8 protein-coding genes are annotated in these 13,372 nt (G+C 59.6%); 1 reads left to right on the forward strand and 7 read right to left on the reverse strand.

The features are described from left to right. Positions 1-10: 10 nt before the first annotated feature. The 7 genes from addA to ahcY all read right to left on the reverse strand — a co-directional run bounded on the left by addA (position 11) and on the right by ahcY (position 12,620). A complete protein-coding gene (gene addA, locus GRI39_RS05345; protein ID WP_160738695.1) occupies positions 11-3,502 on the reverse strand; it encodes a double-strand break repair helicase AddA in 3,492 nt (1,163 codons plus the stop codon). Continuing rightward, positions 3,499-6,543, reverse strand: a complete 3,045-nt coding sequence (addB, locus tag GRI39_RS05350; protein WP_160738696.1) for a double-strand break repair protein AddB — start codon at positions 6,541-6,543, stop codon at positions 3,499-3,501. The genes addA and addB overlap by 4 nt, the downstream gene beginning before the upstream one ends. After that, positions 6,543-7,265, reverse strand: a complete 723-nt coding sequence (locus GRI39_RS05355) for a nucleotidyltransferase family protein (protein ID WP_343033296.1) — start codon at positions 7,263-7,265, stop codon at positions 6,543-6,545. Before GRI39_RS05355 ends, addB begins: the two co-directional genes overlap by 1 nt. After that, positions 7,262-8,254: an aminoglycoside phosphotransferase family protein gene (locus GRI39_RS05360; RefSeq protein ID WP_160738697.1), complete on the reverse strand. Its 993-nt coding sequence runs from the start codon at positions 8,252-8,254 to the stop codon at positions 7,262-7,264. The genes GRI39_RS05355 and GRI39_RS05360 overlap by 4 nt, the downstream gene beginning before the upstream one ends. After that, entirely contained in the window at positions 8,251-8,694 is a 444-nt protein-coding gene (gene tsaE / locus GRI39_RS05365; protein ID WP_160738698.1) for a tRNA (adenosine(37)-N6)-threonylcarbamoyltransferase complex ATPase subunit type 1 TsaE, read from the reverse strand. Before tsaE ends, GRI39_RS05360 begins: the two co-directional genes overlap by 4 nt. After that, on the reverse strand, positions 8,691-11,039 hold the full coding sequence (locus GRI39_RS05370; protein WP_160738699.1) for a sensor histidine kinase: 2,349 nt from the start codon (positions 11,037-11,039) through the stop codon (positions 8,691-8,693). The genes tsaE and GRI39_RS05370 overlap by 4 nt, the downstream gene beginning before the upstream one ends. 162 nt (positions 11,040-11,201) lie before the next feature. Continuing rightward, positions 11,202-12,620: an adenosylhomocysteinase gene (gene ahcY, locus GRI39_RS05375; protein WP_160738700.1), complete on the reverse strand. Its 1,419-nt coding sequence runs from the start codon at positions 12,618-12,620 to the stop codon at positions 11,202-11,204. A gap of 201 nt (positions 12,621-12,821) precedes the next feature. Between ahcY and GRI39_RS05380 the strand changes: the two genes are divergently transcribed. Beyond that, positions 12,822-13,301 carry a peroxiredoxin gene (locus GRI39_RS05380; protein WP_160738701.1) on the forward strand — a complete coding sequence of 160 codons (480 nt, stop codon included), beginning with the start codon at positions 12,822-12,824 and terminating at the stop codon, positions 13,299-13,301. The last annotated feature ends 71 nt before the right edge of the window (positions 13,302-13,372 follow it).

Below are 13,372 nucleotides of genomic sequence, written 5' to 3' on the forward strand. Positions count from 1 at the left end.
AAACAACGCTTCACGCCCCCAAGCTTTCCTGCGCCGGGGACAAGCCGGGTTTGTGCCGCGCCAGAATTTCGGCGGGAATGGCGATCAATCGCGGGGCCTGCGTGTAGAGCACAACCGCTTCAATCCGCCGCCCCGGATAGATCACCTGCAAGGCGGCGGCATAGGCGCCCATCTGCTTCAGCGTGGCCGAAGGCACTGTGCTGAGCGAGGATGGTGGGCGGCGGGCGGTCTTGAAATCCGCGATCAACACGCGATCATCCTCCACCAGCAGACGGTCAGCCATGCCGGCGATCACCTGCCCTTCCACCGTCGCGGCAAGGCGAATTTCTGCCAGCGCGGCGGGGGAGAACAATTCTGCCCATTGCGGCTCGGCAATCACTTTGAGCGCGGCACTGAGCATCTCGCTGCGAATGTCTGCTGGCAGGTCGGCTGCCTGCCGCTCCAGCCATTGCCGCCCTGCTGCTTCACGCTCTGCCTCACCCAGTTCGGGCAAGCGTTCGAGCAATTTATGGATCAGAATACCGCGCCGCGCTGCCATTTTGGCCTGATCGGCAGGCAATGGCGGATCGGATGCCTGATCTTCACCCGCAGCGGATGGTGCCAGAGGGCGCGGTGGCTTGGGTTCTGGCCCGACCACGTTCGTCGCCCAGCGGGGCATTTCCATCTTCGGCTGTTCTGCCGTCTTGTCGGTTTTCTCAGCCTCAACCAAGGGGCCGCTGGCCCCCCATTCGCGCACTTCACCCCAGATTGGATCGCTCACGGCCTCTCCCGTGAACAGCAGGCTAAGCTGTGCATACCAACTGTCTTGCGCCGGTTCGCTTTCCCGCAAACCCAGCGCACCACCGATAAACAGTGCCTCTTCTGCACGGGTCATAGCAACATAGAGCAGCCGCCAATGTTCCTCCAGTTCAGCCGCCGCCGCCGCTTCGGCAGCATCAGCCACGGCGCCTGCCATATCACCCTTTTTCACCTGCGGGACCGGCAGCTTGCGGATATCTGGTAGCCCTTCTTCACCAAGGATAGTTTCCGCCATTTCGAGATCGTCGCCGCTCACCCCGCCCGGTTTCCCGGCAGCGTCAGCAAGGATCACGATGGGGGCCTGTAGCCCCTTGGAACCATGCACGGTCATCACGCGCACAAGGCCATCGCTGGCCCCTGCTTCGCGCTTCAATTCACCCTCCCCTGCATCGAACCAATGGATAAAGCCCTGAAGGCTCACCACATGGGCGCTGCTATAGGCATGGGCGGCGTTGAGCAGTTCATCGAGCGGATCATTGGCTTCATGGCCAAGCCGCTGGACCAGCACCTGCCGGCCACGCCATGGCCCGGTGAGAATCCAGTTGAGCAGCACCTGCGGGGGTTCAAAATCAGCAATCGCCAGCAATTCGCCCAGCTTCGCCAGAGTGGCGCGAATATGGGAATTGGTAGAAGCACGCAAGTGATCCCACAAGCGCTTGCCGCCTTCGCGCCAGCCATGTTCAAGCAATTGTTCCTGCGTCCAGCCAATCAGCGGGGATACCAGCAGATTGGCCAGATTGAGATCATCGAGCGGCTGCGCAGCAAAGCGCAAGGCAGCCATCACATCCTTCACCGCCAAAGGCGCACCCAGCCGCAGCCGGTCCACCCCGGCCACGGGAACGCCGCATGCATGCAGCCGTGCCACGATCAATCCGGCGAGTTCGCGCCTTTTGCGGACCAGCACCATCACATCACCCGGCCCGGCCCGCCGCGCGCCGCCTTTGACAAGGGGGAAACCCTCTTTCATCCAGCGGGAGACCTGCGCGGCAATCTTGTCGGCCAAGATGCGATCGGGTCTGGAGAGCCATGCCTCTTCACCTTCATCGCCGCTGGCAGTGCCTTCCTCAGGCGTGGCGCTGACCGGTGGCCACAAGGTCACCAGACCGGGGCGATCTTCCCCTATATGCTTTTCCGGGTTTTGTTTCAGACCAAAGCGGCCCGGCGTAATCCGCGCAATCGCCGCATCGACAAAATCGAGCACCGGCTGCGCCGTGCGGAAGCTGCGATCAAGGCCCAGTTCCTGCAAGCCGTGCATCGCCAGATGGTTGTCATCCAGCATATCGGCATTGCGGGCAGCGGCGGAAATCTCTTCCCGGAAACGCAGACGGGCCGCTTCAAAATTCTCCGGGCTGGTGCCCTGAAAGCGGAAAATCGCCTGCTTGTAATCCCCTACCACAAAGATGGTGCGCAATTTGCCATCATGCTGGCCCAGCCCGGCAAAGAAATCCCCCGTCAGCGCGCGGACGATATTCCACTGCGCTTCATTGGTGTCCTGCGCTTCGTCGATCAAAATGTGATCGAAGCGCCGATCAAGCTTGTAGCGGATCCATTCGGCAAGGTCGGACCGGCTGAGCAATTGCGCCGCATGGTGGATCTGATCGTCAAAATCAATAAAGCCTTCGCGCTTCTTGGCCTCGTCCCATGCCAGCGCAAATTGCCGCCCGATGGTGAGCGCCGGAGCCATCCGATCGGCCAGTTGGAGCAGCAATTGATAACGCCGGATTGCATCAAGGCTATCCTTCACCCGCGCGGCCACACCTTCATAACCGGGATCGAATTTCAGCAATGATTTGAGCGAACGCGGCTCCGCCTTCTGGGTAAAGAGCGCTTTTTCAAGATCGCCAAATGTTTCGGCCCGTTTGGCAGGCGATGCGGCGAGCCACTCTGCCGCCGCATCGGCGCATTGCAGCCCGGTTTTCGTGCCCCACTCCGCATATACCGCCGCGCAATGCCGCAAAGATGTAACCGCAAACACTTCATCACTGCACAGTTCCGCCAGCGCGCTTTCATCCGCATCGCTGGGCAGGCCAAGCAATTGCTTGACCCTTGGCATCAATGGCGGGGTCCATGCGCCGGGGCCAAACCATGCTTCGCGCGCCTGTGCGCAGCGCATCAGCCAGCCCTGCACCGCATCAGGGCCAAGGCGGCGGCTGAGCATGGCAAGATTGTTCAGCGTGGCGTGATCGCCCTGCCGTTCTGCATCAATCAGCATGTCTGACAGCGTTTCGCGGGCAAGCAAATCGCGGTCCCGGTCTTCCATCGCCTGCGTGCCGGGGGTGAGGTCTGCTTCTTCAGGGAAAGCTGACAGCAGCCATTGCGAAAAGGCGTGGATCGTGTCGATCCGCAAACCCCCGCCGGGGCAATCAAGCACGCTGGCAAACAGGGTGCGCGCTCTTTCACGCGCCTCAGGCGTGGCCGGCGCGCCGATATGGCCCAGCTCCATCGCCAGATCGGTTTCCGGCAGCCGCACCCAGCGGGCGAGCACTTCATTGATCCTCACTGCCATTTCGGCAGCACCTGCCTTGGTGAAAGTGAGGCACAGGATCTGCGATGGCGCAACGCCCGGCTGCATCAGCAGGCGCAGCACGCGGGCGGACAGAACCTGCGTTTTACCCGTGCCCGCCGAGGCCGACAGCCAGACCGAATCCGCCGGGTTCACCGCGTCACGCTGCGCGCCGTGGAGAGGATAGACTGCGCCGCTCATGCTGCATTCTCCTCAAATCCGCGCCCTTGTCCGGCCTGCACGCGGGAGAACCATTCATCAAGCCGCATCAGCTGGTCGTAATCGGTATAGCCCTTCAGATCCGGGTTCAGCCTTGCGGTGAAGGCTTCATCACCATTGATCCACTGGGCAATGGCTTCGCGCAGGAAGCGCCGGGTTTCGGGCAGGAAATCCTCTGGAAACAGGCCAGTTTTCTTTTGCCCTTCGCGCACCGGGGTTTTGATATAGCCGAAACCATCGCCATCTTTGGCCAGTGACCAATATTCAAACCGGGCAGCTTCCCCCTCAAGTCCCCTGAAACCACCCGCTTCGGCCATCAAGCCGATCAGCCCAAGCTGGAGAGCAAAGCCTTGTTCCACCATTTTCGAAGAAGGCGGCTTTCCGGTTTTGTAATCCACAATGGCGAGCGTGCCATCGGCCATCCGGTCAATCCGGTCTGCGCGGCCCTTGATGGTAACGCCGTCCACCTCAAAGCGCCCCGCCGCTTCCCATTTTACCGGTTCACGGCCCTGCGCGCGTTGTTCAGCCACAGTGGCTTCAACCCATTCGAGCGCGGCCATCAGGCGCGGACGCCACAGGCCGCGCATCAGCGGGTGGGCGTTCATCTGGTCCAGCACCTGCTCTGCGATCAGCGGCATATCGCCATAAGTGTCATGCCAGTTTTCAAGGATTTTATGCGCGGCGATGCCCTTCCATGCGGCAGACGGTTCTTCGTCCAATCCGTCGAGCTTTTTAAGGCCAAGGATCGCATCGGCGTAGAATTGATAGGGGTCGCTCCGCAAACGGTCGAGCGCGGTGACGCGAATTTCAACGTCGCGCTGGCGGGCAGTGGGCCTCGGCTTGGGGCGCGGATAGGGCGGTGCCTCACTGGCCGGTGTGTCGAGGGTGCGGGCGAGCCTCGGAATATCCAGTTCGCGGTGATCGTCGATCAGGCTACTGCCCAGCAGCGCCTCCACCCTGAGCAGGAAGCGCGAAGGGATAGCCGGGCCGCCTGCATCGCGCTGTGCCCGGCTCAGCACCACTTCCGGCGCGCCCAGGGCTCCGGCAAGGTCATGGGCTGCAAGGCCGATGCGAAAATCACCGCCCGGAACACCCAGCGCCCTGAGCACTGGCGGGGCAATCAGCGTGTCGATGGATGGCGAGCGCGGCCATGTGCCTTCATTGAGGCCGGCACAGATCACCAGATCAGCGCGGGTCATCCGGCTTTCCAGCAGGCCATAAATCGCCACCCGCGGATGGCCGCCATAAGGTGGGCGAACCGCGACCATCTCCATCGCATCGCGCAGCACCACCGGCAGATCACGCCATGCCACCTGCGTGCCGACATCGCGGGCATGGAGGCGCAATTCTTCGACGAAACCGCTCAAAGCGCGGCCATCTTCGCGCGCCCATAGCGCTTCCCCGCAAAGCTGTTCCCCCGCTTCGGCCAGCGCATCGAGCATATCTGCGAGCGGTGGACTTTCGACCAGCTTCAAGTCCAGCAGCGGGGCAAACAGAGCGTCCACATTCTGCCACCATACCGCAATTGTGGGCTTGCGCTTGGCCAGCGCAGCCACTTTCTCCGCCAATGGCGCAAGGCCCGGCTCTGGCCGTGGTCCGCGAAGGGCGCGTTCCAGCAGACGCGTATTTTCGAGCCAGAAAGGCCTGCCCTGCCCGGCTTCGCTGATGCCCGCATTGCCCAACCCTGCCAGCGGATGCTGGAGCAGCCCCATGAAGGATACCGGCGCCAGATTATCGCCCAGCGTTTCGGCCAGAAGAAGGATCAACCGCCCCGCCGCTGTGTGTGACAAAGCACGGCCAGCGGAATCGTCGGCCGCAATATTCCAGCGCCGCAAATGGCCGACCACGCGTTCAGCCAAAGCGCGATCGGGTGTGACCAGCGCGGCGCGTTGTTCAGGTTCTTCCAGCTTTTGCCGGATCAGCAGCGCAATCGCCTGCGCCTCTTCTTCAGGGTTGGCCGTTTCCATCAACCGCACGCCGGACAGGCGGCGCTTTTCCGCCGGCAGGGCTACCCACTCCTTGCTCGCTTGCGGGGGCAGGAAAAGGTTTGAAATGGCGTAGGAACGTTCAGGCGGCCCTTTGGACATGCCCGCCCGATGCCATTGCTGCACTTCACCGCGCGCCACACCCATACGGTTCAGCAGCAGCTTCAAATGATATTGCGGATGGGTGGAGGCATCGCTCGCCGCAAAGGGCGCGCCATCCGCTTCAGCCGGCGCGCCAGCGCGGCCCAGCTCTTCCCATACATCCGCATCAAGCGACAGGTCGCAATCGGGCAGCACCACCGCGCCTCGTGGTAATTCGGAAATCACCCGCAGCAATCCGGCGAGTGTCGGCGCTGCACTGGTGACACCAGCGGCCACGACAGGATGCGCCGGCGGCTGTTCTTTCCATTTCATTGCCGCACGTTTGAACAGAGCATTGCGGCGCGTGGCCGCATCCACTTCGTCGCGTGTCTGCAATTCTGCCAGCCAGCGCGTTTGCACGCGGGCAAAGAGATGCAAACTATCCTGCCAATGGTGCGAAAGATCGCCCAGCAGATCGAGCACACGGGGTCCAAGCAATTCATCTGGCGCAATATCTTCCACCAGCAGCCGGTCCATCGCCTGCGCCAATTCGCGCGCCAGACGCAGCAAGGCCCCGCCCTTGGGTGCCTCTGCCCCGCGTTCTTCGCGGATCATCTCGGCAATCCTGAGCCAGCGCCGGGTCGGGTCTGCAGCGGGCGGAATATCATCCCCCGCCCCCAAAGGATCGAGCAGCGGCCCCAGCGTTTCATCAAGGTCGAGATCGCCCACCGCGACCATGCGCGGCATCAGCAAGCCTTCTCCGCTATGCCGGATGAAGGCTTCGCTCACCGTGCGGATGGCCCGCGTGCTTGGCAGGATCAGGGTGAGCCGGGCAAGTCCTACATGGTCATCGCCATATCGCGGCACCAGCCCCGCCACCAGCGCATCAGCAAAGCCGCGATGCGCTGCGATGGAAAATATCTGAGGTCCGCCCCGCTCGGTCACATCATCTTGCATCAAATTTCGCTGAGCAGGGCTTCCGTTGGCGCAATGGCCTGCGGAGTACCAACTTCGAACCATTCACCAGCAAAAACAAAGCCATATAAGCGGCCTTCTTCAATCGCGCGATTCCACAGGATATTGGTCGAAAATGCCCCTTCTGGCGCATCGCGCAAGAAGCGATGGGAAATAAGCTGAATGCCCGTAAAAATGAATGGCGCGATCCGCGGGGTGCGGCGGCGGGAAATCAGCCCTTCACCATCCATATGAAAATCGCCCGGCCCGGTAAAATTATGCGCACTGGTATGGGGTACCAGCAGCAAGAGCGCGTCCATCTTTTCAGGGTTCCATGCTTCGGCCAGTTCATGAAACGCATCATATGGCCCATCCAGCCAGATATTGTCGCTATTGAGGCAATAGAATGGGTCAGGCAGCAGGCCCGCTTTATGTGCCTTGACCATGCCGCCACCGGTTTCGAGCAATTCGTGCCGCTCATCCGAGATGGTGACTTTGGGCAGTTCACGATCAAGCACATGGGCTTCGAGGGAATCGCTCATATAATGAACATTCACCACGGCCTTGGTGACACCGGCAGATGCCAGCCGGTCCAGCGAATAATCAATCAAAGACTTGCCTGCGACACGCACCAGAGGCTTGGGCTGTGTTGCCGTCAGCGGCCGCATACGTTTGCCCAACCCCGCAGCCATGACCATGGCCGTATCGGAAGCAAGTGTGTTCACATCAATTCTCCACCGCGCGTATCACGGATGTTTTGAGGAATATTGTCATCAAACCACTGTGCTACCGGAGCAAGAGCCGGATGCATCAGATCGCGTTCCAATGCCTCCCATACGCGGGGAATGAAAGCCAGATAACGCGGTTTGTCATCGCGTTTCCACAGGCGGGCAAAAATGCCGATGATCTTGGCATTACGCTGCGCCCCGAGGCGGGCATAATCAGCGAGGAAATCTTCGCCCGTATCCACCTGAGAGCAATAGAAATCCAGCATTTCACGTTCCAGTTCAGGCGACACATCGCGCCGCGCATCCTGAAGCAGTGACACCAGATCATAGGCCGGATGGCCTACCAGAGCATCCTGAAAATCAATCAGGCCCTGCGCGCAATCGGCACTTTGCCCCACATTCAGCAGCATGATGTTTTCTGCATGATAATCACGCAGCACCGTAACACCGGGGTCTTGCCGCTTCAGCAAAGGCTCCAACACCTTACCCCATGCATCATGGTAGGTTTGCACGTCCACATCCAGTCCCATCGCCGGGCAATACCATTCGGTGAACAGCCCCACTTCACGCGAATAAGTAGCCATATCATAAGGTGGGAAAGGTCCGGGCGGGCAGGCGCGTAGCTTTACCAGAGCTTTGATGGCCTTGGTATAGATCGCACGCTCTGCATCAGGATTGGCATCAAGCCAGTCACGCATCCGGTCATCGCCGAAATCTTCGATCAGCACATAACCTTCATCGCGCGCCTCAGCATGGATCACCGGCGCGCGGTGGCCATTTTGCGTGAGCCACTGCGCCACATCGAGGAACGGCCCCGGATCTTCATGCGGCGGCGGGGCATACATCAGCATGGCTGAGCGCCCACCCCCACGAATCCTGAAATATCGCCGGAAGCTGGCATCGCCTGCAAGCGGCTCCACCGCTACCCCGCCCCAACCTGCATTTTGCAGGAAATTATCGAGCCCCTCTGGCCGTTCACTTGTCATGGCAGACGGGTTAGCCAATCCGAACCCGGTTCGACAACGGCCAAACGTCCTTCATCCGCAATTTCGAGATGGATAGACAGACAGGCAGGCTCATGTGCGAAGCCTCCGGCATGATCTGGCCACTCTGCAATCAGCGCGGCACCGTAGCGATAATCATCCAGCCCCAGCTCTTCAGCTTCGGATGGATCATTGAGCCGGTAAAAATCTGCATGAACCAAGGGAAAGCGAACAGCGGGCGGATCATAGGTTTCGACAATGGTAAAAGTGGGGGATGGCACTTCCCCTTGATAGCCAAGCGCCGCGATGATCGAGCGGGCGAGCGTGGTCTTGCCAGCGCCCAACCCTCCGGTCAGCGCCAGCACGTCGCCGGGGCGCAATTGGGCAGCGATACGATGGCCATAGGCTTCCATGGCCGCGAGATCAGGCAGGTTTATGTTCATGTCACCGGAAGGATAATGGTTGCAGTGGTGCCGGAGCCGGGTTCGGACAGCATTTCAAGCCGCCCGCCATGCGCTTCGACCAATTGACGGGCGAGCGGCAAACCGAGCCCGGTGCGGCGTTTTTCAGGCTGGCCATCGGCGCCAAGCTGATAGCCATCGAGCGCGCGAGCCAGTTCTCCGGGGCGCATTCCGCAGCCATTGTCGGAAATGACAATTTTCACCACCTTCCTGTGCAGAGCAAGGCTGACCAGAATGCGGCCATGTTCAGGGGTGGCAGCGATGGCATTTTCAAGCAGGCTGTTGATAGCCCGGGCAAGACGGCGCTTATCAGCCTGGATGGAGCCGGAGCTGCGATCTCCGCGAAGGTTCAGTGATATGTGTTTACGCTCAATCGCATCCTCATGCTCATGCACCAGCGTCGTGAGGAAAGGCAGCAATTCAAGATCTTCGGTGGCGATGGGCAGCAGGCCGGATTCGCTTTGTGTTAAATCCAGCACGCTTTCGATCTGGGCGGAAAGACGCTCCACCGAAGTCAGAATGGCTTCGACATAATCCTTCGCCTGATCCGAAAGTTCACCAGCGACACCGCCCTGAAGCAATTCAGCAAAGCCGCTGATCGATGTGAGCGGGGTGCGAAATTCGTAGGACATATTCGCAAGGAAGCGGGTTTTGACCGCATCTGCTTCTTCCAATGCACTGTTGCGTTCACGCAGGGCATCTTCCGCCATGCGGGAATCCGTTACATCGAGGATGGTCAGCAATCCATTGCCATCAGGCAATGGAACGCCGGCAAATTCCAGTGTTCGCCCATCGGCCAGGCTCACCTGCCCACCGCGCTGGCGCCGATCAAGCGTTGCCGAGCGCACAGCCTCCCCGATCGCTTGCTTATGGCCAGGCCGGGCCAGTTGCGGAGCAATCTTTTCAAGAATTTTCTCGATCCGCGGATGATCGTCCATCAGATTTTCCGGCAAGCCCCATATCTCGGCAAAGCAGCGGTTCCACAGCTGCAACCGGCCGTCTGGTGCAAAGACGGCAAGGGATTCGAACAGGCTGTCGAAAGTTGCCGTGCGGGTCCGCAGCAGCGTATCGCGCGTAGCCGCCAGCGCCAGTTCTTCCGAGCGATCTTCTGCAATCATTACCAGCCCGCCATCGGGCATAGGCTGCGCGATAATGCGCAAATGCGTGCCATCGGGAAGAGTCCAGGCATCTTCCTGCGCTGTGTCCGAAGTGAACCATGCGCCCAGTTCTGCCCGCCATTGCGGAAAATCACGCCGCTCCGGCAAGCGGCCCCTATCTCGAGCCATGTCGAGAAAACGGTCAAATGTGAGGGCATCCTGATGGGCTGCGCTGGACATGGCGAACAGGCGTTGAAACGGCTGATTGGCAAAACTCAGCCCACGCCGCTCATCGAACAAGGCCACACCAACCGATAGCAAATCAAGGAGCGAGAGATGCGCTTCCCTAAAGGCCCGAAAGATACGGTTTTGTTCTTCCATATCTTCAATGTCGATTGCATATCCAGCCACCCCTTCCCGGCCCAGTGGCAAGTCACTGACCCGCAGAGTCCGGCGCTGATTGTGAAGTGTGGCGCTCACAATCCGTTCAATCGGCTGGCCGTCGGCCTGGGCCTGTTCTGCCACTTGTGGCGCGCCGACTCCTTCAATCGGCTCAATCAGTTCGATTTGCATCGCCACGGCCTGCTCAGCACTTTGCGCACCAACCGCTTCAACATAGGCGCTGTTGACCAGTTGCAATTTTGTGTCCGGCCCACGAAACCACATCGGCATGGGGGCAGCTTCGATCATTCCAACAAGGGCTGCAAAATCACGCCGGGCACGCCGGGCACCTTTGCGCAACCGCTTCAATTCGTCATGGCTTTCAGAAAAATCGAACCACCAGACCAGCACGGCATTGCCCGATGCGATGGCTGGATCGGCTAATTGCCCCCGCACGGCCAGGCTGCGTTTGGAGTGGCGCGGGGTCAGCACCATTTCAAAACTGGAGGCCGTACGATGGCAACGCCGCACAGCATCGCTCAATGCTTCAAGGTCCGCCGTGGACAGGCCATTTTCTCCATCATCGAGTTCGCTCAGGAAACCCGGTGTTTTATCTAGCCCAAGCCATGTCGCCAGCCGTTCGGGCGCTTCTATCCTGCCATCGGGCTGGATAAGAAGAGGAACAGCCGGGCTTTCCTCCAGAATGCGGGCAAACCGGCGCGAATTGCGCCGCGCAGATTCGACCTTGCCGGACAATGTGCGAGCGCGCAGCACCATAAAAGCCGCGCCCATGGTCCAGGCAGCCAGAAACAGGCCGAGCAGAACCAGTGCAGTGGGTGAAAATTCCATGTTCTGAGAGCTATGCCGCACCAGCCCGCGATGCAAGCGGGCGTATTATAAATCGGGTATAGCCTTCGGTATTTCTACGTAAATCACCACGCTGAAACACAAACCCCTCCCGATATGAAACCGGAAGGGGCTGACGTGTTGATTATCGCTAGAGCGCAACAATCAGTAGCGGTAATGTTCCGGCTTGAACGGGCCATTCTGCGGCACACCGATGTAATCAGCCTGACGCTGGCTGAGCTGCGTCAGCGTAGCGCCAAGCTTATCGAGGTGAAGTGCAGCCACCTTTTCATCGAGATGCTTGGGCAGAACATAAACATCGTTGTTATATTCATCAGCCTTGGTGAACAATTCGATCTGCGCCAGCACCTGATTGGTGAAGGAACAGCTCATCACGAAGCTTGGGTGGCCCGTGGCGCAACCGAGATTCACCAAACGGCCCTTGGCAAGGATCAGGATCTGCTTGCCATCGTCAAACGTCACGAGGTCCGTGCCCGGCTTCACTTCCTGCCATTCGTAATTGTCGAGCGCGCCGATCTGGATTTCGGAATCGAAATGGCCAATGTTGCACACGATGCTCATGGGCTTCATGCCCTTCATGTGCTCAGCGGTGATGACGCCTTCATTGCCGGTGCAGGTGACGAAAATATCCGCCCGCTTCACGGCTTCTTCCATGGTGACGACTTCATAGCCTTCCATCACGGCCTGCAAGGCGCAGATCGGATCGACTTCCGTCACCAGAACGCGCGCGCCGCCATTGCGGAGCGAGGCTGCCGAACCCTTGCCGACATCGCCGTAACCAGCAACGCAAGCGACCTTGCCGGCCAGCATCACGTCGGTCGCGCGGCGGATCGCGTCAACCAGTGATTCCTTGCAGCCATAGAGATTGTCAAACTTCGACTTGGTGACCGAATCGTTCACATTAATCGCCGGGAATGGCAGCTTGCCAGCCTTCGCAAGGTGATAGAGGCGATGCACGCCCGTGGTGGTTTCTTCCGAAACGCCCTGCAATGCCTTCACCGTCTTGGTGAGATAGCCGGGCTTGCGCTGGAGGAATTCCTTCAATGCGCGCTGCATTTCGATTTCTTCAGCGTTTTCAGGCGCAGGCATTTCTTCGCCCGCTTCGATCCGCGCGCCCCAGATGGCGAACATGGTCGCATCGCCGCCATCATCGAGGATGATATTGGCGGTCAGGTCTGCATCCGCTTCGGTGGACCAGTCAAAGATGCGGCCAACATAATCCCAGTAATCGGCCAGGCTTTCACCCTTGATGGCAAATACAGGAATGCCCTGATCGGCAATCGCAGCCGCTGCGTGATCCTGCGTGGAATAGATGTTGCAGGTTGCCCAACGCACGTCTGCGCCCAGCGCCACCAGCGTTTCGATCAAGACAGCGGTCTGGATCGTCATATGCAGCGAACCGGTGATCCGCGCGCCCTTCAGCGGCTGGGAAGCGCCATATTCTTCGCGCAGCGCCATAAGGCCCGGCATTTCGGTTTCAGCGATGGCAATTTCAGCGCGGCCATAGGCGGCAAGGCTGATATCCTTGATGATACGATCTTGATCGGCAACGGCATTGGCCACTCGGGATTCTCCTGACGAGTTCCATAAAATACTGGCGCGAAACAATGCTGCGCCTCGAATATGGCGCCGCCATAGACCGAAGCAGGAGGCAAGGTAAAGCTCCGCGCATAAGAGTTTTCAGCTGAACGCCCCTGCCCCGGTTGCGCACCGGCCAAGAGCGCTTATGTCCTGTGTTCCTGAAAGCAGAGGATTGATCTGACCATGACAATTTCAGTGGGTGACAAACTCCCCGACGTGAAGCTCGTAAAAGCAACCGAAAACGGTCCTGAAGCCCTTCAGTCGAGCGATTATTTCGCTGGCAAGAAGGTCGCGCTGTTCTCCGTTCCCGGCGCTTACACCCCGACCTGTTCTGCCAAGCATCTTCCCGGCTTTGTTGACAAGGCCGCCGAACTGAAAGCCAAGGGCGTGGACGAAATCGCCTGCACCGCCGTCAACGATGCTTTCGTCATGGGTGCATGGAACAAGGACGCCGGTTCCTCTGACATCACCATGCTCGCCGATGGCAATGCCGATTTCGTGAAAGCCCTCGGCCTCACGATGGACGGTTCCGGTTTCGGCATGGGTACACGCGGCCAGCGCTTCTCCATGATCGTGGACGATGGCACCGTGACCGAACTCAACGTAGAAGAAGGCGGCGACTTCAAAGTCAGCAGCGCCGACTACATGCTCGGCCAGCTCTAAGCTTTTTTATAAGTTAAGCAAAAGGCTGGCAGCTCCTCCTTCGGAGTTGCCGGCCTTTTTCGTACTTGAAG

Origin of the sequence: Altericroceibacterium indicum (assembly GCF_009828105.1) — a bacterium.
GTDB classification, from domain to species: Bacteria; Pseudomonadota; Alphaproteobacteria; order Sphingomonadales; family Sphingomonadaceae; genus Altericroceibacterium; species Altericroceibacterium indicum.